The following is a 24359-nucleotide window of genomic DNA, read 5'->3' on the forward strand; positions in this document are numbered from 1 at the left end:
GCGGGGCGAGGAATTGCGCCGCATCGTCGGGCAAGTGCTGGCGGAAGAAGGCATCAGCCCGCTGGTGCTGGAACTGGTCTTTGACGTGCCGATTGCGCTGGGTGGGGCGAACCTGCCAGCGCTTTTTGCCGAGCCGCTGTCGATCAGCCGGGCCACCATCAAGCGGCCCGATATCCTGATCCTCGACAAGGTCATGGCCAGCTATGACGCCGAGGTGCAAGAGGCGCTGCTGACCAATCTGCGCACGCTGCTGCCGGATGCCACGCTCATCTTCCTCAACGACGGGTTCGAAGATGAAGAGGCGTTCGATATGCATATCGAAGTACAGCAGGGCCGCCTTGTCGGTGCTGAAGGGGCGCGCGCCGAAGCAGACAGCGAAGTGGGCGCAGACCTCGCGCGCAAGGTCGATGCGCTCAGCCGCACGCCGCTGTTTTCCGGGCTCAAGCGCAAGCAGTTGCGCCTGCTGGCCTTTGGTGCGCGCTGGTACAAGGCGGCGCCGGGCGAATACGTGTTCCACAAGAATGACGACCCGACGGACGGGGCCTACATGATCATCGACGGCGAGGCGGACCTGCTGCTGCCGGTGGAAAGCGGTGATGACACCTTGATCGCGACCGTCGGTGCCGGTTCGCTGGTCGGTGAGTTGGGCTTGATCCGCAGCGAGCCGCGCGCGCTCGACATGCGGGCCAAATCGGATCTGTCCTGCCTGCGTATCGGCGAAGAAGAGTTCATGGCCGTTGTCGAAAACGACGCGGCCACGGCCTTCCGGCTGCTGCAGGTTGTTGCGGGTTACGTCAAAACCTGACCCATTTGTCGCGCAGATGGCGGATTTCGCGCATATCTGCTGGACCCTTCGGAGGAGTTTTGGCATTCCGGTTGAAAGGCCGTGCGCTGCGCGCGGCGGAGTGCTGCACGATGTTAAGAAACGCCTGTTGGGTACTGGCAGTCACACTGGCCGCAATATGCGGTGCAGGATCGGCCATGGCTCTGGAAGTTACCGTGCAGGCCCCCGACGCCCTGCGTGACGATCTGCGCAACGCCTCCCTGTCCGCAACCCTCGCCGACGCCGAGGATGAAACACCCCGACCTATCGACGTGCTCAGCGCCGCGCAGGCCGATTACGGGCGTCTGATCGCATTCCTTTACGATCAGGGCTATTTCGGGCCGTCCATCAGCATCCTTCTGGACGGGCGCGAGGCGGCGGCGATGTCGCCCATCGCAGCGCCGCAGGCCATTTCATCCGTCGTTCTGATCGTTGATCCGGGCCGCGTGTTCACCTTTGGCGATCTGTCCATCACACCGGGCGCGCCCGAGACCGAAGCCACACCCGGCTTCTCACGCGGGCAAACCGCGCGTGTCTCGACCTTGCGCGCGGCCACCGCTGCCGAGATCGAAGGTTGGCGGCAAGCAGGCCATGCCAAGGCGAACGTCTCGGGCCAAAGCATCACGGCCAACCACCCCGAGGCCACGCTCAACGCCGCCGTGTCCCTCGACCCCGGTCCGCGCCTGTCTCTTGGGCGTTTGACGATCAGCGGCGACAGCGCCGTGCGCGAAAAACGGATCCGCGAAATCGCGGGCTGGCCCAGTGGCGAGGTTTTTGACCCCGACACGCTGGACAAGGTACAAAACCGCCTGCGCCGCACCGGCACCTTTGCCGCAGCCACACTGACCGAGGCGGATACGGCCAATCCCGACGGCACGCTGGATGTGACTGCCACGATCAGCGACCAACTGCCTCGCCGCTACAGCTTTGGCGCGGAATACGGCACGCTGGACGGGCTGAGTGTCAGCGCCCTCTGGCTGCATCGCAACATCTTTGGCGGTGCCGAGCGCCTGCGCATCGAGGCCGAGATTTCCGGCGTGGGCGGCGATACGGACGGCGTTGATTTCCTGCTGGGTGCGCGCCTGTCCCGCCCGGCCACATGGCGCACCGATCTCGAGGCTTACCTGCTGGGCGAGATCGAGCAGCGCGACGACCCCAACCTGTTTTCGCGCACTGCGACACTGGAACTGGGCACCACCTATTTTGCCTCAGAAGACCGCGAGTATTCGTATGGTGTCGGCATCCAGACAGCCGAGACCCGCGACGATCTGGGCGAACGCGACTACACCATCCTCACGTTCCCTTTCACGGCCACCTTTGATCGCCGCGACGATCCACTGAACGCCACATCGGGCTATTATGCGCAGGCCGCGCTGACCCCGTTCGTGGCGATTGACGGCACCGACAGCGGCGTGGTCTCGACCCTCGATCTGCGCACCTACCGCCAATTGGGTGAGCGAGTCACACTGGCGTTTCGCGGTCTGCTGGGCTCGGTCGCGGGCCCCACACTTGAAAACGCACCCGCCGATTACCTGTTCTTTTCGGGCGGCAGCGGCACCGTGCGCGGGCAGGACTACCAATCCCTTGGCGTGGACCTCAGCCCGAGCGTCACCATTGGCGGGCGTTCATTCCTGGGACTGTCGAGCGAGGTGCGGGTCAAGACGGGCGAGCGGCTGTCTGTCGTCGCGTTCTACGATGCAGGCTATATCGGGCCAGAAAGCTTTATCGACGGTTCTGGCGAATGGCACACAGGCTACGGCGCGGGCATCCGCTATGACACCGGCATCGGCCCGATCCGCTTTGACATGGCGCTGCCCGGTTCCGGCCCCGGTGACAGTTCCGGGGTGGAAATCTACATCGGCATTGGGCAGGCGTTCTAGATGCGGTGTGTGCTCGCCCTCCTCTGCCTGATCTGGCCTTTCGCGCTTGCCGCGCAAGACGCGGACGAGGATCGCGGGTTCCTGATCGGCCTGCTGGAAAGCAGCCTGGGCGGTGAGGGCCGGACCGTGCGCATCGACGGCTTTGCCGGGGTACTGTCCAGCACCGCGACAATCGAGCAGATCACCGTGGCCGATACCGAAGGCGTGTGGCTGACGCTTGAGAACGTGGCCATCAACTGGAACCGCAGCGCCCTGTTTCGCGGCGCAATCGACATATCCGAACTGAGTGCGGCGCGGGTCGACCTGCCGCGCCTGCCCGTGGTCGCGCCCAACGCGGCGCCCGCGCCCGAGGCCACACCCTTTGCCCTGCCCGACCTGCCCGCATCCCTGCAAATCGGGCAGATGCGGATTGACCGCGTGTCCTTGGGCGCCCCTGTTCTGGGCGAGGCTGCGGCCTTTGCCTTGTCCGGCGCGGCGAGCCTTGCGGGGGGTGCGGGTGACGCAACCCTGCAGGCGCAGCGGCTGGATGGGCAAGCGGCCAGCTTTGACGTGCTTGCCCGCTATGCCAACGACACGCGTGCGCTGACGCTCGACCTCGATCTGCAAGAGGCGGCGGGCGGCCTGATCTCGGGCCTTTTGAATGTCCCCGACAGACCTAGCGTCGATCTCAAGATCACGGGCGACGGGGTGCTCAGCGATTTTGCCGCTCAGCTGGATTTACGCACCGATGACACCCCGCGCCTCGCAGGCGCCCTACAATTGCAAAGCGAGGCCGACGGGCCGATGGCCTTTGACGTGGACCTGGGCGGAGATGTGACTGCGCTGTTCCTACCGCAATATGCCGACTTTTTCGGACCGGATGTGCAGCTGACGGCGGCAGGCAACCAGGATGGCAACGGCGCGCTGACACTGGACACCTTTGATCTGCGCACCCGCGTTCTGCAACTGGCCGGTCAGGCCGCACTCAACCCTGATGGGTGGCCCACCCTGCTGGATGTGACCGGCGAGATTGAGGATCCCACGGGCACGTCCGTCCTTTTGCCCGTCAGCGGTGATGACACCCGGATCGACCGGGCTGATTTGTCGGTGCAATTTGATGCCAGCGACGGCGACGCCTTGACGGCACGTGTCGATGTCCGGGGACTGGACCGCGTGGATGCGCAGGCGGACGCCCTGGTGATGCAACTGAATGGCACGCTGTCGGGCGATGTGAATGCCATCGGGTCCGTGGAGACGCGCATCGCGCTGGCCGCCACCGGCCTTGGCCTGAGCGATCCGGCCCTTGCCCGCGCCGTCGGCACAGTCGTGCGGGGCAACCTGTCGGTGACCTATACCGAAGCCATGCCGCTGCGCCTTGGCGACATGGCTCTAACGGGTGCAGATTGGGCGGTGCGTGGCGATGCCACGATCGACAGCTTCTCCGACGCTTTCAGAACAGAGTTCGATGTCGCGCTGGACACGCCCGACCTTACCGCCTTTGCTGATCTTGCCGGTCTGGATTTGACGGGGGCCGGCACCCTGTCTGCAACGGGCAATGCGGCTCTGGGTGGGTTCTTTGACGTCGCCGTGGCGGGGGAAACCCGCGATCTTGCCATCGGCATTGCCCAGGCCGACGCGCTTCTTACCGGGGCGACGACCCTCGATATGGCCGCGCGCCGGGACGAGACGGGCACCTATCTCGACCGGCTGATGCTGGAAAACGAGGCCCTATCCGCAGATGTCACGGCCACGCTTCAAACCGGTGCAAGCACCGCGCGCTATGCGCTGCGGCTGGACGATGCGGGCCGGGTCACCGATGCAGTGTCCGGCCCCCTCACCATCGACGGCACGGCACAGCAATCAGGTGATGTGTGGGATGTCGCCGCCGCGCTTGCGGGCCCCTTGGCGGCTTCGGCGGATGTCGAGGCCACGATCGCACCCGCCCGGACCGAGATTGACCTGAAAGCGGCCCTGCCGGACATCGCCCAGCTTGTCCCGCAAGTGCAAGGCAGCGCGCTGGTGACGGCCAATGCGGTGCAACAGGACGGCGTGTGGGATTTCACCAGCGACACAAAAGGCCCCTATTCCAGCACGGCCACCATATCGGGACGTTTCGCGGACAACACGCTCAGCGCCGACTACTCCGTGGCCCTGCCCAACATCGCCCCGCTTGCGCCCGGGGTCAGCGGGCCCATCGCACTCGACGGCAATGTGCAACAAATGGCTGACGGGTGGGAGTTCGGCACGGAGTTCACCGGCCCCTATACCAGCGCAGGCACAGTGTCGGGGGCGTACAAGGCGGCCAAACTCACCGCCGCCTTTGACGTGGGTCTGCCCAATGTCGCACCGCTCGCCCCCGGTATCACCGGCCCGCTTGCGCTGAACGGCACGGTGCGCCAGACCGATGCGGGTTGGGCGGTCGATACGGATATCGAAGGGCCTTATCGCAGCACCGGCACCCTCAGCGGCACCTATGCACCCGACAATCTGTCGGCACGCTATGCGCTGCAACTGCCCAACGTGGGCGCGCTGGTGCCGCAACTGAACGGTGCAGCCTCGGTCACCGGCACGGCACAACAGGTGCCGCGCGGTTTCGACATCGCCGCTGACCTCACCGGCCCCGCCGGGACAACGGCGCGGGTCGCAGGCCTTGTTGGCAGTGACGGGCAGTTGGCACTGGACGCAAACGGTCAGGCGCAACTGGGCCTCGCCAACCCATTCATCGAGCCGCGCAATATCGCAGGCGTCGCCAATTTCGATCTGACGGTGGACGGGCCGCCCGCCCTGTCCTCGGTCAACGGGCAGATCACCACGCAAGGCACCCGGCTGGCCGCACCCAACCTGCCGCTGTCCTTCGACGACATCTCGGGCGCGGTCCGGCTGAACGGAGGGCAGGCGGTGATCGACATCACCGCAGGCGTGACCGAAGGCGGCGCAATCGACATCGATGGCCCCATCACGCTCAGCGGCGGGTATCCCGCCCAGATCGATGTGGGCCTGAACGCGGTGACAGTGACGGATGGCGCGATCTACACCAGCACGCTCGACGGGGATGTGTCCTTGCGCGGCGCACTGACCGGGGGCGCGCGGATCGCAGGCACGGTCAATGTGGGCGAGACCAATGTGCAGATCCCGGCCAGCGGCATATCGACCTTTGGCAGTATCCCCGACATCACTCATATCGGTGCCACCCGCCCCGTAATGCGCACACGCGACCGCGCAGGATTGACCGCAAGCACGGAAAGCACGGGCAACGGCGTGGCCTTCCCTCTCGACATCACGATCAACGCGCCCTCGCGCATCTTTGTGCGCGGCCGTGGCCTTGATGCCGAGCTGGGCGGATCGCTGCGCCTGACCGGTACGAGTGCCGACACGATCTCGACCGGGCAATTCGATCTGATCCGCGGGCGGCTCGACATCCTGGCCAAGCGGTTCGATCTGGACGAGGGGATTGTGCGGCTGCAGGGCCGCTTTGATCCCTATCTGCGCTTCGTCGTCGCCACGACCACGACAACCGGCACCGCACGGATCGTTGTGGACGGACCGGCAGATGACCCGCAAGTCACGTTCGAAGCCACTCCCGAAGCGCCCCAGGACCAGGTGTTGGCACAAATCTTCTTTGGGCGCGACATCTCGCAGCTGTCAGCCTTTCAGGCGCTGCAACTGGCCAGCGCAGTGGCCAGTCTGGCTGGTGCGGGCGGCGAAGGGATCGTGTCGCGCCTGCGCGGGTCCTTCAACCTCGACGATCTGGACGTGACCACGGATACCGACGGCAACACAGCGGTGCGCGCGGGCAAATACATCTCGGAAAACATCTATACCGACGTCACCGTCGGCGGCGCGGACGGACCCGAGGTGTCGCTGAACATTGACCTGACTCCGAATGTGACCGTGCGCGGCAGCGTGGGCGCGGACAGCAATACAGGCCTCGGCATCTTTATCGAGAAAGACTACTAGCCAGCAGCGCCCGCCCCGGCTTGCCGCCCGAAGACGGCACCCGAGGTCAGGCCTGACCCGCCGGGATAGCCGTTGTAGAACACACCGCCCACCAGCTCTCCGCATGCGTAAAGGCCGGGCATCTCGGCCCCGTTGGTATCCAGCACCGCCCCGTTGTCCGACACCTTCAACCCGCCATAGGTGAACGTGATGCCGCCCGTGACTGGATAGGCGCGAAACGGCCCCTGATCGAGGCGCTGCGCCCAGTTCGATTTGGCCAGCGGCAGGCCGCGGGTGCCCTTACCGTCCAACACAGTCGGATCAAAGGGCATCTCTGCATCCACGGCTGCATTGTAAACGGCCAACGTCTCGGCAGCCGCCGCCGCATCCACCCCATCCAGCATCGGTATCAACGCCTCCAGCGTCTCCGCCTCGACAAAATGCGCGTCGTGAAAATGGTACTCGCCATAGAGCAGATCAAACACCTTGGAATCAAAGACCTGCCAGGCAAAATGCCCGGGCTGTTCCAGCACCGCGCGCCCGAACTGGGCATAGGTGTAGTTGCGGAAATTGATCCCCTCGTCCACGAACCTCTCGCCCCGGGCATTGAGCATCACACCGAGGAAGTAACAGATCTTGCGGTAATTCTTGCGCTCGCCATGGGGGATGTCGAGGTTGCCGAAATTGGCCATGTGCAAATCCATCGGCGTGGCGTGGCACCCCTCGAACAGGCCATAGTCCTGTGCTCCCGCCTCGAGCGCCATGACCAGCCCGTCGCCGGTGTTCATGGGCGTGCCGCGCACCTTTGCCTTGACCCAATCGGGGCCGATGTAACGGGCGCGCAAGGCTTCGCTCGCCTCGAACCCTCCGCTGGCAAGGATGACCGCATCCGCCTCGTGAGGCACATCGCCGACCAGCACGCCTGTTACACGGTCCCCGTCGCGGATCAGCCCGGTCACGGCGCTGTTGTAGCGGATCGTGCCGCCCAGCCGTTTAAAGGCCGCCAATTCCATGTCGAACAGGCCCACGCCCTCATTCTCTGCCGCCAGCGTCAGCCCACCCCAAAACACGTGCCGCCCATCCTTTTCAAAGCTCTGGCGGCTGTAGATCGGCTCGAATTTCACGTCATGGCTGGCCAGCCATCGCATCGTTTCACCCGATCGGCCCACCAGCTTCACCTGCTCGGGCGACAGCGCCCGACCGTCGTTGAAGCCCAGCAGATCGTCGCTGAATTTCTGCGTGGTGTAGCTGCCGAAATCCGTGTTGGGCAGGCGCGCATCCGTCGGATCGCGCAGCAGCGGCATCAGGTCAGCACCCCCGTCATAGGCAAAGCGCATGGCCCCCGCGGTATACTTGGTGTTGCCGCCCGCAAGGCTCTCATCCCCTTTTTCGAGCATCAAGACCTGCGCGCCCGCCTCGAGCGCCGCAATGCCCGCGCAAAGTGCGGCATTTCCTGATCCAACTACGATAACGGTCTTTGACATGAGTACTCTCCTTGGGTACGGTCGCACTTGTATCCAAGCGGATACAAATTGCAAGAGGGCAGTATGACCACCCCAGACATGAGCCAAGGCGAAGCCGCCTATGCCCAACTGCTGAGCGCCATCCGCGCTGGTGAATTTTCCCCTGGCGACCGCCTGCGCGAAACGGATGTGGCCACACGGCTGAACCTCTCGCGCACGCCGGTGCGCGAGGCGCTGCGCAGGCTCGAGGCTGATGGCATCGTCGAACACCGCCCGCGTCTGGGCGCCGTGATCCGCCAGTTGAGCCATGGCGAGTTGGTCGAGCTCTACGAGATGCGGATTGTGCTGGAACGCACCGCCGCGCAGATGGCTGCAAAACACGCGGCCGCCGCCGAAGTGGACGCGCTACGCGATCTGAACGCGGCCATTGCGGCCAGCGCCTCGGCACAGGCCGCCGCCCTCAACCAGGACTTTCACCGGGGCATCTACCTGGCCACGCGCAACCGCTTCCTGCTCGATAGCGCGCGTGCACTCAACAATGCGCTGATGCTGATGGGGCCAACAACGCTGGACGATGCAGCCCGGATCGCAACGGTCACCGCACAGCACACCGATATCCTTGACGCGATCGAGGCAGGCGATGCTGACGCCGCAGGTGAGGCCGCAGAGGCGCATTTGCAAACCTCGCTGCGCCACCGCCTCAAGGTGCTGGGCCGGTGATGCGCATCCTGATGACCTTTGCCATCGCGGGGCTGGGCGTGGCACTGTTCCATCTGCTCGCCCTGCCCTTGCCCTGGCTACTTGGCCCCATCTTTGCCTGCCTCATCAGCGCTTTGGTCGGGGTGCGGATGCAAAGCATCAAGCTGGTGAACGAGGCGATGCGCACCGTGCTGGGCGTGGCCGTGGGTGCCACCTTCACACCCGTTTTGCTGATGTCGATGGTGGGGATGTGGCCCACGCTGCTGATGATCCCACTCATGATCGTGGTGATCGGCCTGATCGGGGTGCCCTATTTCCAGCGCATCTGGGGCTTTGATTTCGCAACCAGCTACTACTCCACCATGCCCGGCGGCTTGCAGGACATGCTGGTGTTCGGAGAGGAGGCAGGCGGCAACCCCCGCTCGCTGTCCCTGATCCACGCCACGCGCGTACTTGTGATCGTCGTCGCCCTGCCCTTCATCCTGCAAGGTCTGTGGGATGCTGACCTGTCCAACCCGCCCGGTGCGCCTGCCACCAGCATCCCGCCGCTGCAACTCGCGCTGATGGTCGTCTGCGCCATCGTCGGCTGGCAGGGGGCCAAGCGCATCGGCATGTTCGGCGCGTCGATCCTCGGCCCCCTGATCATCGCCGCCGCCTGCGCGCTGGGGGGCTGCTGCTGCACCGCCCCCCGGTCGAGGGGATCTGGGCGGCGCAGTTCTTTATTGGGATGACCGTGGGCACCAAGTACACCGGCATCACCATGACAGAAGTCCGCCGCGATCTGGCGGCGGGCCTTGGGTTCTGCGGTATCCTGATCGTGCTGACCCTGATCTTTGTCGAGGCGGTCTATATGATGGGCCTTGCCCCGGGGATGGAAGCACTTTTGGCCTTTGCCCCCGGCGGGCAGGCCGAACTGACCATCCTCGCGCTGATCGTCGGGGCCGACATGGCCTTTGTGATCGCGCATCATGTGTTGCGGATTTTCGTGGTGATACTCGGAGCGCCGCTGTTTGCGCGCCTGTTCAACGCACCTCGGGGTTGATCATGTGGATCGGATCGCCGCTGGCATAGGCGTTGATCTGGTCGAAGATGTCCGAGAATTGCAGATCGAACTCATCCTCGGTGACATAGCCGATATGGGGTGTAGCCAGCACATTGGGATGGGTCGCCAGAACGTGGCCGGTATCCACCATCGGTTCGGCGTCGAAGACATCAACAGCGGCATGGATGCGCCCGCGCGCAATCTCATCCTCCAGCACACCCGGCGCAATCAGGCCCGAGCGCGAGGTGTTGACCAGCAGACTGCGCGGTTGCATCGCGCCCAGATCATTCGGCGTGATGATGCCGCGCGTCTCGGGTTTCAGCCGAACATGCAGGCTGACAATGTCCGAGGTGGCAAAGAACGCGGCGCGGCTGTCCGCCACACGTGCGCCATCCGCCTTGGCCCGCGCCCGCCCTGCCTCGGACGCCCACCATTGCACATTCATGCCAATGGCTTGGGCATATTGGGCAACAGCACCCGCAATCCGGCCATAGCCATAGAGGCCCAGCGTGCGGCCCCGCAACGTGCGGCCCACACCCATCTGCCATTTGCCCGCCTTCAGCGATGCCGCCTGCTGCGGGATCTGGCGATAGTGCGCAAGGATCAGGGCCAGCGTCATCTCGGCGGCTGCATAGGACGGCGCGCCGCCGTGCATGTTCGAACAGAGCAGCACACCGTTGCGGGTGCAGGCCTCGACATCAATATGAGGATAGACGCTGCGCTGGCTGATCAGTTTCAGGCCCGGCAGGCGGTCCAGCAGGTCCGCGCCAATCCGGGTGCGCTCTCGAAACAGCACCAGACACTCGGCATCCGCCACGCGGGCCGCCAGCTTTGCCGGGTCGGGTTCGTGATCCGTCCACACCGTCACATCATGGCCCGCCAGTTTTGCAAAACAGGGCAGGCCGCGCAGCGTATCGAACCAGTCGTCGAGAATGTGTACCTTCACCGGCTTTCAATCCGGCTGTCTGGTGTGGGCATCCGCGGGGTCGGCACAAAGACGGACGCGTCAAGCTGGCCAAGCGCCTCGGTCACGCGCTGGCGTTCGGCCAGCAGATGGTTGAACTGCGCATCACAGCCCGAAATGGGGGTCGGATAGCTGCGGATTTCCTGCGCCAGCAACCATTGCGCCGAGGCCAATTCAGCCCGTGCCACGGTGATGCAGTCAGCATAGGTATCTTCCATATTGGCCTCCATACTCAATTGTATACCACGGTATACCAATTTGAGTGACTGGGATCAAGCCATGATGCGTTCCGCAATGTCCACCATCAGCGCATGTTCCTGCTCGGCCGTAAGGTCCAGATCGTTCTTGCCGTCGATCTCGAGGAAGGCGTGGCCATGCACGAACATGTGCAGCATGTGCGCACGGCGCGCGATCTCCATGTCTGGGGTGCCCTCTGGCATCACCAGCCTTACCTCGCGGCGCACGACATCCGCGCACGCGTCGCCCCGCGCCTTGATCTCGTCGTCCTTCTCATGCCCCTTGGTCAGGCCGAACATCAGCCGGAACACGCCGGGCTCTGCCCGCGCAAACTCGGAATACTGCGTGCCCAGCGCCACGATGGGCCCCAGACGCGTGCCCCGCGCGGCCAGCGCAACCTCGTCCATCTGGTCCCGCATCCGGTCGATTCCGGCCAGCGCCACGGCGCGCACAATTTCGTTGCGGTCGTGAAAATGCTTGTAGGGCGCGGCAGAACTCACGCCCGCGCGGCGCGCCGCTTCGGAAATCGAAAACCCGTCCGCGCCCTTCTCTTCCACAAGAATGCGAACAGTTTCAATAAGATGCGCCCTTAAATCACCGTGGTGATACTGCGCACGTGCAGCTGTCATGTCGTCCTGCTCCAACTTTTTTTGCTCTGCCACCTTGTCAAAGTAAGTGGCTATTACATATCACTCTCAACAAGTAAGCGCCACTCACTTAGAGTCAAGGAGCCGCACCATGGCACATGATCGATCCGAAGATACACCCAAAGCGCCGCTATGGAAGCGCGCGGTGCGCGGATTTGTGACCCTGACCGGAACTGCCTCGGTGATTGCGCTCGCTGCGGGGGCCATATGGCTGGGCAGTGCCACGCTGGCCACGCGCGCCGCCGCCGTGGATGCCCCGCCCGCAGCGCCGGTGGCCTCCATCGCCGCGCTGCGTGTTGCACCCACGGACACCATGACTGTCACCCGCCAGTTCCACGGCCAGGTCGAAGCGGCCCAGACCGTGTCCCTGAGTTTCGAGCAGGGTGGCCGCCTCAACATCCTTACAGTGGATGAAGGCGACCAGGTCGAGGCCGGGCAGGTCATTGCCCGCCTCGACACCCGTATCCTCACCGCAGACCGCGCCCGCCTCGTCGCCTCGCGCGACGCCCTTGTGGCCCAGGCCGAACTGTCGCGCCGCACCACCGTGCGCCAGACCGAATTGCGCGAACGTGGCTTTGCCTCGGATCAGGCGGTGGACAACACGGCCCTCGGCCTTGCCGCGCTCGAGGCGCAGATCGCCGAGGTGGACGCGGCCATCACCCAAGTCGACATTCGCCTCTCGCAAACCGAACTTGTCGCCCCCTTCACCGGCCGGATCGGCGCGCGCCATGTCGATCCGGGCGCGATCCTTGCCGTGGGCACCCCTGTACTCGACATCCGCGAAGACACAGCGCCCCTGTTCCGTGTCGGCATTGACCCGAAATTGGGCCGCTCCGTCGCCGACCAACCGGCCATCATTACCGTGGACGGCATCGCATATGACGCCCGCTTCGTCGGCTTCCGCCCCGATCTGGATGCACAGACCCGCACCCGCACCGCCCTGTTTGAAATCGACACGACCGATCCCGTCTACCTCGCCTCCGGCACGCTGACCCTGAACACCGCCCTTGACCAGCAAGGCTATGCCGTACCGCTGCGCGCACTGCGCGACGGGGTGCGCGGACTGTGGACAGTCATGGTGCTTGAACCGGACGAGGGTGACATACACACCGCCCGTGCCGCCGCTGTCGAAGTGTTGCAGATCGAAGGCAACACCGCCTTTGTGCGCGGCACCCTGCAAGGCGAAGCGATGATCGTGCCCGACGGCACCCATCGCCTTGTGCCCGGTGACCGTGTTCAGATCGCAGGGGACAAGTGATGGAAACCCTCACCTTCCGCCAGCCCCGCATCGTTGCGCTTGCCTTGCTGGTCATCATCGCCGCTGGCCTGTCCTCGCTCCTCGCCATCGGGCGGCAGGAAGACCCCACCATCACCAACCTTTTTGGCACTGTCACCACCGTCGTGCCCGGTGCAGACCCTGCAAGGGTCGAGGCACTGGTGACCCAACCGATCGAAGACATCCTGCGCGAAGTCGCAGAAGTCGACGTGATCGAAAGCACCTCGTCCACCGGCATTTCCATCGTGTCGGTCGAACTGGGTGTCACGGTCGCGGACACACGGATCGAAGAGGTCTGGGCCGAGATCCGCGATGACCTTGCCGAACTCGCCCCCACCCTGCCCGCCGATGCGCTGGAACCGGAATTCGACACCGATGGCGGCAGCGCCTTTGCCGCCATCGCGGCCTTTTCGGCGGAACCGGGCGTGCCCACCACGATCCTTGGCCGCTATGCTCGCGACCTGGCGCAGGACTTGCGCAATATCCCCGGCACCGAACTGGTCGAGGTCTTTGGCGCGCCCGAAGACGAAGTGCTGGTCACGCTCGATCCCGTGGCAACCGCCTCCCTGGGCCTGACCGCCTCCGACGTCTCGCGCGCCATCGCCGCTGCGGACGCCAAGGGGCCAGCGGGCCGCGTGCGCCCTGCGGGGTCTGATTTGTTGATCTCAGTCTCGGGCGAGGTCGAGGCACTGGATCGGCTGGGCGAAATCGTGATCCGGCGGTCTGACACCGGGGCTGTCACGTACCTGTCGCAAGTGGCCGAGATCACGCGTGGGCCGCAGATGCCACAATCCGAACTGGCGATCTACAACGGCAAGCCCAGCGTGCTGCTGGCGGCCAAGCTGGAATCCGGGCTGCAAGTCGATGTGTGGGCCGGTTTCGTGCGCGCCGAGATCGAGAGCTATCAGGACACGGTGCCCATGGGAGTCGCCCTAGACCTGACGTTTGATCAAAGCGGCTACACCGCCGACCGCCTCAAGGAAGTGGCGACCAACATGGCCATTGGTGTCAGCCTGGTCGTGGGCGTGCTGCTGCTCACGCTTGGCCTGCGCTCTGCCATGATCGTGGCGCTGATCCTGCCGGTGGTAACCCTCGCCACCCTGTTCACTATGAATTTCATCGGGCTCGCCATTCACCAGATGTCGGTGACTGGCCTGATCGTGGCCCTTGGCCTGCTGGTCGATGCGGGCATCGTGATGACGGACGAGGTCGGGCAACGGCTCGAAAAAGGGGTCAGCCGGATCAAGGCCGCTGGCCAGTCGGTGAAACGGCTCTTTGCGCCTCTGCTTGCCTCGACCGTCACAACCGCGCTGTCCTTCACACCGCTGATCCTGCTGCCCGGGCCTGCAGGCGACTTTGTCGGCTCAATTGCCATCGCCGTGGTGATCATGCTCGGCTGGTCCTTCGTCGTGGCCATCACGCTCACCCCGGCCATCGCGGGCCGCCTGCTGCCCGCCAACGGCACACGGGGCGGCATCAAGGGGGGCGCGTTGGGGCGTGCCTTCGCAGCCTCCCTGCGATGGTCGGTCAACAACCCGGTCCGCTCAATCGCCCTTGCGCTTGTCCTTCCCCTCATGGGGTTCCTGTCCATGCCAACACTCACGGCACAATTCTTTCCCGGCGTGGACCGCGACCAATTCTATATCGAGGTGGACCTCGCCCCCGGAGCCGGTATTGCCGATACAGCGGATGTGGTGGACAGGCTGAACGCACGACTGACGTCAGATGACCGGATCACGCAGGTGATGTGGACGGTGGGGCGCTCGGGCCCGGCCTTTTACTACAACATCGTCGGCGCGCGGGACAACGCGCCTGGTCACGCGCAGGCGCTGCTGACAACCACCTCACCGGAGGCGACCGAAGAGATCCTGCGCGATCTGCAACGCACGCTCGCCACGACAGCCCCCGAGGCGCAGATCCTCGTGCGCGGGCTGGTCCAGGGCCCGCCGGTCAACGCCCCGGTCGAGCTGCGCTTTGTCGGCAACGATCTGGAAAACCTGCGCGAGATCGGGGATGAGGCGCGCCGCATCGTGGCCGAGGTGGACAGCGTGTTGATTGCGCGCAGCACCATCGGCGGCGGCGCCCCCAAGGCCGTGGTCAGCGTGAACGAAGCACAGGCGCAACTGCTTGGCCTCGATCTCGGCCAGATCGCCGGGCAACTTCAGGCAGGGCTTGAGGGCGTCACGGGTGGTTCCATGGTCGAAGGGGACGAGGAACTGCCGATCCGTGTGCGCCTCGGCGATGCCACGCGCGGCTCGCTTCAGGCCATCCGCGACCTGCCGATCCTGCGCCCGGATGCCGAACAACTGACCGCCTCGGGGCGTTGGCCCGCCCTGCCCCTGTCAGCCGTGTCCACCATCGCGCTGGAACCGGCGGCATCCTCCATCACCCGGCGCAACGGTGAGCGGGTGAATACGGTGCAGGCCTTTATCCTGCGCGACGTGTTGCCCGAAGAGGCCCTGGTCGAGGTGCAAAGTGCGCTGGATGCGGCAGGCTTTGCCGTGCCCGAGGGTGTGAAACTGGAACTCGGTGGCGACAGCGATGCGCGCAACGACACGCTGTCGGACCTGCTTGCCTCGCTTGGTCTGATCGTCACCCTGTCGATTGCCGCCATCGCGCTGACCTTCAACTCCTTCCGCCTGACGGCTGTGGTACTGGTCGTTTCTGGCCTCTCCGCCGGGCTCAGCATTCTGGCGCTGGCGGTGTTCCAGTATCCGTTCGGGATCAATGCGATCATCGGTGTCATCGGTTCTATCGGGGTGTCGATCAACGCGGCGATCATCATCCTGACCGGCCTGCAAGAGGATGACCTGGCCGCCAGCGGCGACAAAGAGGCGATGGTCGATGTGGTCATGGGCTCCAGCCGTCACATCGTGTCGACGACGATCACGACCTTCGGAGGCTTCCTGCCGCTGATCCTCGCCGGGGGCGGGTTCTGGCCTCCCTTCGCGATGTCTGTCGCGGGCGGCGTGCTTCTGTCCACCGTGGTGTCGTTCTACTTCACCCCGCCGGTCTTTGCTCTGATCCACCGGGTGCGCCGTCGCACACCCGAAATGGTGGCGCAGGAGGACGCGGGTGATGCACCATTCGTGCTGCACCCGCCCTACCAGCAAGCCGCCGAATAGGCGCCTGCCACAAAATGTTGCGTCGCTGTGCCCTGTCACGGCGACGCCCTCTCCTACCTGCTTGCCAATTCGTCCGCAGTGCCCAACACTCGCCAGCAGAAAAACATAGGGGAGATTTCCATGAAACTCACGTCAGTCCTATCCGCCGCGCTGCTGCTGTCCAGCACCGCCATCGTCAGCGCCGAAACGCTGAAATGGGCCCGCGCGGGCGACGCGCTCACGCTCGACCCGCATTCCCAGAACGAAGGGCCCTCGCACACGATTCGCCACCAGATGTACGAGCCTTTGATCATCCGCGACACGACAGGCACGTTTGAACCGGCGCTTGCGACCGAATGGGCACCCAAAACAGATGACCCGAACGTCTGGGTCTTCAAACTGCGCGAAGGCGTCAAATTCCACGACGGTGCCGACTTCACGGCCGAAGACGTGGTGTTCAGCTTTGAGCGCGCCAAACAGCCCAATTCGGACATGAAAGAGCTGATCGGCTCGATCACCGAAGTGCGCGCGGTCGATGACTACACCATCGAAATGGTCACCGACGGCCCGAACCCGATCCTGCCCTCGAACCTCACCAACCTGTTCATCATGGACAAGGACTGGACCGAGGCGAACAACACCGTGAACGTGCAGGATTTCGAGGGCGGCGAGATCACATTCGCCACCACCAATGCCAACGGCACGGGCCCGTATGTTCTGCAAGTGCGCGAGCCTGACGTGAAAACCGTCATGGCGCGCAACGACAGCTACTGGGGCATCGATCAATTCCCGATGGAAGTGACCGAAATCGTCTACACCCCCATCCAGAACGCCGCCACGCGCGTTGCGGCCCTGTTGTCGGGTGAGGTGAATTTCCTTCAGGACATGCCGGTGCAAGACCTTGGCCGCGTGGACGCCGCTGACGGTCTGACCGTCAAGCAGGCGCCGCAAAACCGGGTCATCTTCTTCGGGATGAACCAGGGCGCCGATGACATCGAGGCGGACAATGTGGACGGCAAGAACCCCCTTGCCGATGTGCGCGTGCGTCAGGCAATGTCCAAGGCGATCAACCGCGACGCCATCCGCCAGGTTGTAATGCGCGGCCAGTCCGAACCGGCTGGCATGATCGCGCCGCCCTTCGTGAACGGCTGGACGGCCGAGATGGACGCCGAATCCTCCACCGATCTCGATGCCGCCAAGGCTCTGCTGGCCGAGGCAGGCTACGCCGATGGCTTCTCGATCCGTCTCGACTGCCCGAATGATCGCTACATCAACGACGAAGCCATCTGTCAGGCGGCCGTGGGTATGCTGGGCCAGATCGGCATCACCGTGAACCTTGACGCCAAGCCCAAGGCGCAGCACTTCCCGCTGATCACTGACGGCAAGACCGACTTCTACATGCTGGGCTGGGGTGTTCCGACCTACGATTCCGAATACATCTTCAACTTCCTCGTCCACGGGCGGGAAAGCGAGATCGGCACGTGGAACGGCACCGGTTTTGACAACGACGATCTGGACGCCAAGATCAAATCGCTGGCCTCCAACACAGATCTGGAGGTGCGTAACACCGACATCGCCGACATCTGGCGCGTGGTGCAGGACGAGGCGCTTTACATCCCCATCCACCACCAGGTGCTGAACTGGGGCATGGCCGAAGGTGTCGGGATCGAAGTCGACCCCGAGGACCAACCCAAGGTCAAATACATCACCATGAACTGATCCGGTCGGGGGCTGCTTACTTGCGGCCCCCTGCCCGTTTTCCCCGAATGCGCGCCGGGGTGTTGCCCGTTTTTCACCGCGTTTATTGAAACCGCATCAAGGACCAAACCATATGATCCGCGCTTTCCTTCTGGCCAGCACCTTGCTGGCAACCCCCGCCATCGCCAACGAATTCAAATGGGCCGAAACCACGGACCCGCAAACCATGGATCCGCACGCGGTCAACTCTGCGCCGGTGCTCGGCTTTCTCAACAACGTCTATGAGGGGCTTGTGCGCCGGGGCAAGGACATGGCCATCGAACCGGCCCTTGCCACCGCGTGGGAACCCATCGGTGCGGGCGAAGGCTGGCGGTTCACCTTGCGCCAGGGCGTGACGTTCCACGGCGGCGAAGCGTTCAACGCCGACGACGTGATCTTTTCCTATCAACGCGCCAGCGACGAGGCCTCTGACACCCGCAGCTGGTTCGCGCCCGTCTCGGATGTGATCAAGGTTGACGACTACACCGTCGACATCATGACATCCGCGCCCAACCCGATCTTTCCCGACAGCATCGCCAACTGGATGATCATGGACAGCGGCTGGGCCGAGGCTAACGGCACCGCCCTGCCCGATAAGGAAAGCGGCAACTACGCCACGCTGAACACCAATGGCACCGGCGCCTTCATGGTCACAACCCGCGAACCAGGTCTGCGTACCGTGCTGGAACCGTTCGAGGGCTGGTGGGACACGGCGACGCATAACATCACCAGCGCCGAACTGACGCCGATCCAGAACCCAGCTACAGCTGTTGCAGCGCTGTTGTCGGGCGATGTCGATCTGATTAACCCCGTCCCGATCCAGGACGCAGCGCGGCTGGCCGGCAATGACAGCGTCAAGGTGATCCAGGGGATCGAGGCGCGGGTGATCATGCTCGGCTTCCCGCATGAAGCCGACGCGCTGAAATACTCGAACGAGACCACGGACGCGAACCCGTTTGCCGACGCCCGTGTGCGCAAGGCTGTCGCCCACGCCGTCAACGTACCCGCGGTTCTGCAAACCATCATGCGCGGCAATGCCGAACCCGCGAGCCAGTTGGTCAGCCCCGCCATGCGCGGCTACTCCGCCGCGCTGGCCGACCGCCCGGCTTACGATCCTGAGGCCGCCAAGACTCTGTTGGCGGAGGCAGGGTACGGCGACGGGTTCTCCTTCGGCCTGAAATGCCCCAACGACCGCTACCTGAATGACGAAGCCGTCTGTCAGGCCGTCACGGGCATGCTGGCCCAGGTCGGGATCACCGCAGTACTCGACGCGATGCCGGTCCAGAACTACTGGCCCGAATTGCGCGCGGACAATTACGACATGTACCTGTTGGGTTGGTCGCCGGGCACGTTCGATGCCGAACATCCGATCCGCTTCCTCGCCTCGACCCCGAACGAGGAGAAAAAGCTGGGCAGTTGGAACTTTGGCGGCTTTTCGAATGCCCGCGTCGATGAACTCCTGCCCATGATCCAGTCCGAAATTGACGACACCAAGCGTCAGGCGATGCTGGATGAGGTCACAAAGATCCTGCAGGACGAGGTCGCCTACGTGCCCATGTACGTCCAGCCACTGGTTTGGGGGGCCAAGGCCAATGTGGACCTGACACAACGCCCCGACAACTTCTTCATCCTGCGCTGGGTGACAGTGAACTAGACCTGCGCAGCACAACAAAGCCGGGGCCGCTACTCATCAGGCGGCCCCGACCGCAGCGCGACCACTTGCACAGCAATCAAACAAAACGATTGATCACGTTTTCCAGACGTTCCTGCCTGCCGGACCTCGGGCGCGGATTGATAGCACGCTCCCGCGTCAGGGTTTCGATCGCAGACAAGTCCGAATTCAAAACCGTTTTGCCAAAGTCGGTGTCCCAACCCGCATATCGCGCGTCCCGCATCTCCTCCAACGTACCATTTTCCAGCAGGGCAGCGGCCGCTTTGAACCCCGCCGCACAGGTGTCCATCCCACCGATGTGGGCCAGGATCAGATCCTCGGGATCCAGCGATTGCCGCCGTAACTTTGCATCGAAATTCGTACCACCCGTGGTGAATCCACCAGCCTTCAGCACCTCGTAATAGGCCAGCGCCACCTCGGGCACGTTGTTGGGGAACTGATCGGTGTCCCAGCCCGACTGGTAGTCGTTGCGGTTCATGTCGATCGAGCCGAAAATGCCCAACGCGCGCGCCATGGCCAACTCGTGCTCGAAACTGTGCCCGGCCAGGATCGCATGGCCCTGCTCGATATTGACCTGCACTTCGCCTTCCAGACCGAATTCCTTGAGGAAACCATAGACCGTGGCGACGTCATAGTCGTATTGGTGCTTGGTCGGTTCCTGCGGCTTGGGCTCGATCAGGATCGCACCCTTGAAACCGGTCTTGTACTTATACTCGACAACCATCTGAAGCATCCGACCCGCCTGCTGGCGTTCACGCGCCAAGTCGGTGTTCAGAAGGGTTTCATAGCCCTCGCGCCCGCCCCAGAGCACATAGTTTTCACCGCCCAGTTTGATCGTGGCATCCATGCAGGTTTTGATCGTGGCCGCGGAAAAGGCAAATACCTCCGGGTCCGGGTTGGTCGCCGCCCCGGCCATGAACCGGCGGTGCGAAAACAGGTTGGCCGTGCCCCAAAGCAGTTTGACCCCGGTTGCCTCCATCTTTGCCGCGAAATAGTCGACCATTTCCTCAAGATTGCGGGTGTTTTCAGCAAAATCCCGGCCTTCCGGGCGCACATCCGCGTCGTGAAAGCAAAAGAACGGCATGCCAAGCCTTTGAAACATGTCAAAGGCGACGTCCGCCTTTTGCCTGGCCAGCGCCATCGTGTCCCCGAACCACGGGCGCTCAAAGGTTTGCCCGCCAAACGGATCACCGCCGGGCCAGGCAAAAGAGTGCCAGTAGGCCGCGGAAAAGCGCAGGTGATCCTTCAGCGTTTTGCCCATCACCACCAGATCCGGGTCATAATGGCGAAAGGCAAACTCGTTGTCTGTTTCCGGTCCTTCAAAGGCGATGGGCGGGATATCCTTGAAAAAGTCTGGCACGTACGGCTCCTTTTGTCTTTCTGACAGCGGCTCAGCGCTGCCTGAGCAGGGTTTTCAGGGGGGTATCCGGGTCAGCCAGCGCGGTGGGGTCGGTTGCGATCCCCGCTTGCATGAGCTTTTGGATGATCTTGATGTCGCGGCCCACCGCATTGCCGGGGGCAAAGCCCGCAGCGCACGTGATGTGCCCATCCGCCCCCGTTTCAATCGAAAGGATCCCGCCCTCCGGCAAGGGGCGCTGGATTCTGTTGCCCACCACCCGCCTGCAAGCCGACAACTTGTACAGAGTGGTCGAACTGATCGGACCAGAACCAGGGCGGCGCGGCCCCGTCAGGCGTCACACCCGCCATGGCCTGCCCCGCGCGACGCCCCTGATCACCCGCCACTTGCCAGGATTCAAACCGAACCCGCCGCCCTGCCGCAACAGGCACGCTGCAACAGTCACCGGCGGCAAAGATATCGGGGTCTTGCGTGGCAAAACGGTCGTTGACGGCGATGCCATTGTCCACATGCAGGCCAGCCCCTGCGGCGAGGTGGGTATTGGGCACCGACCCGATGCCAACGATCACATGTTCTGCCCGCACGCTGTGCCCATTGGACAGACGCGCAACAGTGTCCTCGATCGCCGTGATGGCAGTGGCCGTATGGATCGTGACGCCACATGCGCCGTGCAGATCATGCACCCGTTGCGAGATTTCCGGCGGCAGGGCACGGGCCAATATCCGGTCCTGCGCCTCGATCACATGGACAAAGGCCTTGCGCGCGGCAAGGGTCGCAGCAAGCTCGAGCCCGATGAAACCACCACCGACAATCAGCACATCCGCCCCGTCGCCTATCTGCCTTGCCAGAGCCTGCGCATCGGACAGGCTACGCAAATAGTGTGGAGTTACTGCGGCCAGCGCCCCGGGCGGCAAGTGTCGCGGGGCGGCTCCGGTGGCAAGCAGGAGTTTCGCGTAAGGCAAAGTTGCATCCGCACCAAACATCACTTTTCGTGCCGCGCGGTCGAGGGCGGTGACACGCGTGCCGCGCCGCAGGTCGACGTCATTGTCGCCGTACCAACCCTCCGGAAGTATCGGCTGCACACGCGGCTCCGCCCCCTCCCACTTGGACAAGGGCGGGCGTTCATAGGGCCATTCCGGGTCATCGCCAATCAAGGTGATCTGACCGTCATACCCTGCCTCACGCGCCGCATGGGCCGCGCTGACACCGCAATATCCGGCTCCGACAATGACGATCCCTGCCATCAGCTCCGGCCCGAAAGTGCCCGGAAATCACCAGACGGCACGGGAAAGGGCTCCTCAGGTTGCTTTTGCGTGGCCGCAATCGCGGCCTCACTGCGCGCGATGGCATCCGCGTCCGCCAGAACCTTGAACGTGACGCTGTAGGTGCGGCGGTCCCCATGGTCGAGCCAGATCATCTCGCCCCGCTCGCGGGCAAACCCGTTGCCCAGCACATGGTGGGTCGCGGGTTCGATGCCAAAGGCATAGCCGCCCGATTGCAGGTGCTGCCATTCATAGGTGCAGGGCAGTTCGGATTTGCGCGTTGTCACCTCCAGCCCCAGGGGCAAGGCGTCGTTGATCAGGGCGATGGCGACATTGCCCGCCGCATCGGCCTTCATCTCGTGCTGCCAGACCTGTTCGCGGAAGGTATCGGCGGGTCTTGATGGCCGGGCATAGCCGACCCCCTGATCCTGATAGGTGTCGACATGGGCAGCCCAGACAACATCCTCGATCGGGGCCACATAACGCGCGCCCTCGGCAAGAACCGGGTGGCCGACGTTGATGTGATAGCACAGCATATGCGGGGTGCGGTTGAACCCGCGATTGCGCACCTCGTCACTGAGGTGAATGTCGTTGGTGCCGACCTCGATTTCGATGCGGCGGGTCAGTTCCAGGTCTTCGGCAAAGACGGCGGATTGGCGGACAACCCCCTCGGCCCAGAGGAAACAGCGGTCACCCTCCCACCGCTCACCATAGCCAGTCAGGCGCGCGGGGAGCATGCCAACGCGCCCGTGGATGCCGTAAGACGCTGTGGGGCGTCCGGGATAGTTGTACTCCGGTACCTCTGCCTCGCATGCACCGAGGATATGATCCAGCCCGCAGGTCATCAGAAGGCCCGAGAACGAGCGCATGAAACCCAGACCGCCTTCGCCCTCGGCGTCGTGCAGGGCCGGGTTGCGGAACCCAGCAGCAGAATGCCAGCCAATCGCCATGCCATTATACTCGCAACTGCCAATGTCCATGCAGCGATCCACCATGAGGGTAAAGCGCAGGCCGGTGCCGGTTCGAAACTCCAGCACCCGTTGGCCTGCCTCTGCCCCATCACACAGTGTCATCTTCCGCACACCAGCAAATTGCGACAGATCGCCGGACAGGGCGGCAACCTCGCGTCGGGTCATGTCTTGGCCATAGAGCCTCACGAGGCGGCATCCAGTTGCGACATGAACTGGTCCAACTCGGCCGGGTCCATCTTCACGATGTGGCGGTCCTCCGGGTAGGCGAGGCTATCCACATCTGCCTTGAATTCGCCAAAGGCCGCGATCCGTTCGTCCTGAAGCCGTGCGTATTCGACGTTGAAGTCGCGATAGACCTTGCCATGGCGGGGCATTTTGCCCTGCGTCTGGCCCAGAATGTCATCGGCAAAAAGGTATTGCGCATCGCACCCCGTGCCCGCCCCCATGGAGATCAGGAACAACGAGGTGCGCTTGCAGATCTCTTCGGCAACTTCGACCGGGACAACCTCGATTTCGGCCCCAAAGGCACCGGCGGCTTCGTATTTGCGCACCGCCTCCATGATCTCCATCGCCGACTGGGCGGTCTTGCCCACGGCCTTGAAACCGCCGGTCCATGTGGCGCGCGAGGGGATCAGACCCACATGGCCAATCACCGGGATCGCCTCGTCCGCCATCTTCTTGACCGTGCCGAACCCCGCGCTGCAATAGACCGCGTCGGCGCCCGCGCGATACATCTGGAACGACCAGCGCAGAAAATCATCCGGGGCCCCGATCTCGTAAAAATTGTCACCCGGCATGGAAAACAGGCTGGGGGCGGCGTCGCGGTATTCGGGGTCCAGCATCAGATCCGGCGGGATCGAGACGATGTCGATGCCCGCTCGCTCTGCCGCCTCTGCCTCTTGCAGGGTCAGCACGCGCAGCATGGACAGTTGGCGCGTGCCACGGATCGCGCGCAGGTCGGCAATGGTGGGTCTGGTACGGGGCATCGGGGTCACTCGCTCAGTTGGATTTGGACCTGACCATCGACAACGCGCACCGGATAGATGCCCAGATGATCGCAGGCAGGCAGGCGCGTGGCCTTGCCGGTGGTGTAGTTGAACTGGCCATTGTGCTTGGGGCACTCGATCGTGTGATCCATCACAAGCCCATCGGCCAGATGGACCTGTTCGTGGGTGCATAGCCCGTCGGTGGCAAAGAACTCGCCCTTGGGGGAGTGGTAAATGGCAAAGCTGCGCGCACCGTGGTCAAAGCGGATAACATCCTCTTCCTCGATGTCATCGGTGGCGCATACATCAATCCAGTCAGACATC

General features: G+C 63.7%; 19 protein-coding genes and 1 pseudogene. 9 read left to right on the plus strand and 11 right to left on the minus strand.

What is annotated here, in order from left to right; all coding sequences use genetic code 11:
• The first annotated feature begins 547 nt into the window (after positions 1 to 547).
• Complete coding sequence (locus ACMHLQ_RS06210) at positions 548 to 805, plus strand: cyclic nucleotide-binding domain-containing protein (protein WP_415405238.1); 258 nt, start codon at positions 548 to 550, stop codon at positions 803 to 805.
• Here ACMHLQ_RS06210 and ACMHLQ_RS06215 read toward each other — a convergent pair.
• Entirely contained in the window at positions 795 to 983 is a 189-nt protein-coding gene (locus ACMHLQ_RS06215; protein WP_415403921.1) for a hypothetical protein, read from the minus strand. The genes ACMHLQ_RS06210 and ACMHLQ_RS06215 overlap by 11 nt on opposite strands.
• On the opposite strand from ACMHLQ_RS06215, the gene ACMHLQ_RS06220 reads away from it, so the two are divergent.
• On the plus strand, positions 982 to 2703 hold the full coding sequence (locus tag ACMHLQ_RS06220) for an autotransporter assembly complex protein TamA (RefSeq protein WP_415403922.1): 1722 nt from the start codon (positions 982 to 984) through the stop codon (positions 2701 to 2703). The genes ACMHLQ_RS06215 and ACMHLQ_RS06220 overlap by 2 nt on opposite strands.
• Positions 2704 to 6639, plus strand: a complete 3936-nt coding sequence (locus tag ACMHLQ_RS06225; RefSeq protein WP_415403923.1) for a translocation/assembly module TamB domain-containing protein — start codon at positions 2704 to 2706, stop codon at positions 6637 to 6639.
• Here the strand turns inward: ACMHLQ_RS06225 and tcuA are convergent.
• Positions 6636 to 8102, minus strand: coding sequence for an FAD-dependent tricarballylate dehydrogenase TcuA (tcuA, locus tag ACMHLQ_RS06230; protein ID WP_415403924.1), 1467 nt, complete (start codon positions 8100 to 8102; stop codon positions 6636 to 6638). The genes ACMHLQ_RS06225 and tcuA overlap by 4 nt on opposite strands.
• A gap of 63 nt (positions 8103 to 8165) precedes the next feature.
• On the opposite strand from tcuA, the gene ACMHLQ_RS06235 reads away from it, so the two are divergent.
• Together ACMHLQ_RS06235 and ACMHLQ_RS06240 are read left to right on the plus strand one after the other, a co-directional pair.
• On the plus strand, positions 8166 to 8801 hold the full coding sequence (locus tag ACMHLQ_RS06235) for a GntR family transcriptional regulator (RefSeq protein ID WP_415403925.1): 636 nt from the start codon (positions 8166 to 8168) through the stop codon (positions 8799 to 8801).
• Positions 8802 to 8929: 128 nt separating this feature from the next.
• Positions 8930 to 9822: pseudogene (locus ACMHLQ_RS06240) on the plus strand (AbrB family transcriptional regulator).
• Here ACMHLQ_RS06240 and ACMHLQ_RS06245 read toward each other — a convergent pair.
• From ACMHLQ_RS06245 to ACMHLQ_RS06255, 3 genes are read right to left on the minus strand one after another with little or no spacing between them, the layout of a single operon-like run.
• The gene (locus tag ACMHLQ_RS06245; RefSeq protein ID WP_415403926.1) at positions 9803 to 10768 is read right to left on the minus strand and encodes a D-2-hydroxyacid dehydrogenase family protein; all 966 of its coding nucleotides are present in this window, start codon (positions 10766 to 10768) and stop codon (positions 9803 to 9805) included. The pseudogene ACMHLQ_RS06240 and the gene ACMHLQ_RS06245 overlap by 20 nt on opposite strands.
• A complete protein-coding gene (locus ACMHLQ_RS06250) occupies positions 10765 to 11004 on the minus strand; it encodes a hypothetical protein (RefSeq protein WP_415403927.1) in 240 nt (79 codons plus the stop codon). The genes ACMHLQ_RS06245 and ACMHLQ_RS06250 overlap by 4 nt, the downstream gene beginning before the upstream one ends.
• Before the next feature lie 54 nt (positions 11005 to 11058).
• Positions 11059 to 11685 carry a TetR/AcrR family transcriptional regulator gene (locus ACMHLQ_RS06255; RefSeq protein ID WP_415403928.1) on the minus strand — a complete coding sequence of 209 codons (627 nt, stop codon included), beginning with the start codon at positions 11683 to 11685 and terminating at the stop codon, positions 11059 to 11061.
• Between the two features lie 76 nt (positions 11686 to 11761).
• Between ACMHLQ_RS06255 and ACMHLQ_RS06260 the strand changes: the two genes are divergently transcribed.
• The 4 genes from ACMHLQ_RS06260 to ACMHLQ_RS06275 all read left to right on the plus strand — a co-directional run bounded on the left by ACMHLQ_RS06260 (position 11762) and on the right by ACMHLQ_RS06275 (position 19441).
• Entirely contained in the window at positions 11762 to 12928 is a 1167-nt protein-coding gene (locus ACMHLQ_RS06260; RefSeq protein WP_415403929.1) for an efflux RND transporter periplasmic adaptor subunit, read from the plus strand.
• Positions 12928 to 16071, plus strand: a complete 3144-nt coding sequence (locus ACMHLQ_RS06265; protein WP_415403930.1) for an efflux RND transporter permease subunit — start codon at positions 12928 to 12930, stop codon at positions 16069 to 16071. The genes ACMHLQ_RS06260 and ACMHLQ_RS06265 overlap by 1 nt, the downstream gene beginning before the upstream one ends.
• Before the next feature lie 120 nt (positions 16072 to 16191).
• Positions 16192 to 17769, plus strand: a complete 1578-nt coding sequence (locus ACMHLQ_RS06270) for an ABC transporter substrate-binding protein (protein ID WP_415403931.1) — start codon at positions 16192 to 16194, stop codon at positions 17767 to 17769.
• Between the two features lie 112 nt (positions 17770 to 17881).
• Positions 17882 to 19441, plus strand: coding sequence for an ABC transporter substrate-binding protein (locus ACMHLQ_RS06275; RefSeq protein ID WP_415403932.1), 1560 nt, complete (start codon positions 17882 to 17884; stop codon positions 19439 to 19441).
• A gap of 76 nt (positions 19442 to 19517) precedes the next feature.
• Here ACMHLQ_RS06275 and xylA read toward each other — a convergent pair whose 3' ends face one another.
• Genes xylA through ACMHLQ_RS06305 form a run of 6 tightly spaced genes read right to left on the minus strand, consistent with a single transcriptional unit; the run spans position 19518 to position 24358 of the window.
• Entirely contained in the window at positions 19518 to 20819 is a 1302-nt protein-coding gene (gene xylA, locus ACMHLQ_RS06280; protein WP_415403933.1) for a xylose isomerase, read from the minus strand.
• A 31-nt stretch (positions 20820 to 20850) separates the two neighbouring features.
• Positions 20851 to 21072 carry a hypothetical protein gene (locus ACMHLQ_RS06285; protein ID WP_415403934.1) on the minus strand — a complete coding sequence of 74 codons (222 nt, stop codon included), beginning with the start codon at positions 21070 to 21072 and terminating at the stop codon, positions 20851 to 20853.
• A complete protein-coding gene (locus ACMHLQ_RS06290) occupies positions 21020 to 22060 on the minus strand; it encodes an NAD(P)/FAD-dependent oxidoreductase (RefSeq protein WP_415403935.1) in 1041 nt (346 codons plus the stop codon). Before ACMHLQ_RS06290 ends, ACMHLQ_RS06285 begins: the two co-directional genes overlap by 53 nt.
• Positions 22060 to 23214 carry an aldose 1-epimerase family protein gene (locus tag ACMHLQ_RS06295; protein ID WP_415403936.1) on the minus strand — a complete coding sequence of 385 codons (1155 nt, stop codon included), beginning with the start codon at positions 23212 to 23214 and terminating at the stop codon, positions 22060 to 22062. Before ACMHLQ_RS06295 ends, ACMHLQ_RS06290 begins: the two co-directional genes overlap by 1 nt.
• 17 nt (positions 23215 to 23231) lie before the next feature.
• On the minus strand, positions 23232 to 24035 hold the full coding sequence (locus ACMHLQ_RS06300) for a 3-methyl-2-oxobutanoate hydroxymethyltransferase (protein WP_415403937.1): 804 nt from the start codon (positions 24033 to 24035) through the stop codon (positions 23232 to 23234).
• A gap of 5 nt (positions 24036 to 24040) precedes the next feature.
• Positions 24041 to 24358 (minus strand): MocE family 2Fe-2S type ferredoxin, encoded by a 318-nt coding sequence (locus ACMHLQ_RS06305; protein WP_415403938.1) that lies wholly within the window; start codon positions 24356 to 24358, stop codon positions 24041 to 24043.
• Position 24359: the final 1 nt, after the last annotated feature.

It is taken from the genome of Tateyamaria algicola, assembly GCF_047715485.1.
In the GTDB taxonomy this organism is placed as follows: domain Bacteria; phylum Pseudomonadota; class Alphaproteobacteria; order Rhodobacterales; family Rhodobacteraceae; genus Tateyamaria.

What these genes read in the sequence shown, in the direction of transcription:
- ACMHLQ_RS06210 (WP_415405238.1), top strand. Translation starts at nt 548, where the DNA reads ATGATCATCGACGGCGAGGCGGACCTGCTGCTGCCGGTGGAAAGCGGT.
- ACMHLQ_RS06220 (WP_415403922.1), top strand. Translation starts at nt 982, where the DNA reads ATGGCTCTGGAAGTTACCGTGCAGGCCCCCGACGCCCTGCGTGACGAT.
- ACMHLQ_RS06215 (WP_415403921.1), bottom strand. Translation starts at nt 983, where the DNA reads ATGGCCGATCCTGCACCGCATATTGCGGCCAGTGTGACTGCCAGTACC.
- ACMHLQ_RS06225 (WP_415403923.1), top strand. Translation starts at nt 2,704, where the DNA reads ATGCGGTGTGTGCTCGCCCTCCTCTGCCTGATCTGGCCTTTCGCGCTT.
- tcuA (WP_415403924.1), bottom strand. Translation starts at nt 8,102, where the DNA reads ATGTCAAAGACCGTTATCGTAGTTGGATCAGGAAATGCCGCACTTTGC.
- ACMHLQ_RS06235 (WP_415403925.1), top strand. Translation starts at nt 8,166, where the DNA reads ATGACCACCCCAGACATGAGCCAAGGCGAAGCCGCCTATGCCCAACTG.
- ACMHLQ_RS06250 (WP_415403927.1), bottom strand. Translation starts at nt 11,004, where the DNA reads ATGGAAGATACCTATGCTGACTGCATCACCGTGGCACGGGCTGAATTG.
- ACMHLQ_RS06260 (WP_415403929.1), top strand. Translation starts at nt 11,762, where the DNA reads ATGGCACATGATCGATCCGAAGATACACCCAAAGCGCCGCTATGGAAG.
- ACMHLQ_RS06265 (WP_415403930.1), top strand. Translation starts at nt 12,928, where the DNA reads ATGGAAACCCTCACCTTCCGCCAGCCCCGCATCGTTGCGCTTGCCTTG.
- ACMHLQ_RS06270 (WP_415403931.1), top strand. Translation starts at nt 16,192, where the DNA reads ATGAAACTCACGTCAGTCCTATCCGCCGCGCTGCTGCTGTCCAGCACC.
- ACMHLQ_RS06275 (WP_415403932.1), top strand. Translation starts at nt 17,882, where the DNA reads ATGATCCGCGCTTTCCTTCTGGCCAGCACCTTGCTGGCAACCCCCGCC.
- ACMHLQ_RS06290 (WP_415403935.1), bottom strand. Translation starts at nt 22,060, where the DNA reads ATGGCAGGGATCGTCATTGTCGGAGCCGGATATTGCGGTGTCAGCGCG.
- ACMHLQ_RS06295 (WP_415403936.1), bottom strand. Translation starts at nt 23,214, where the DNA reads ATGACCCGACGCGAGGTTGCCGCCCTGTCCGGCGATCTGTCGCAATTT.
- ACMHLQ_RS06300 (WP_415403937.1), bottom strand. Translation starts at nt 24,035, where the DNA reads ATGCCCCGTACCAGACCCACCATTGCCGACCTGCGCGCGATCCGTGGC.
- ACMHLQ_RS06305 (WP_415403938.1), bottom strand. Translation starts at nt 24,358, where the DNA reads ATGTCTGACTGGATTGATGTATGCGCCACCGATGACATCGAGGAAGAG.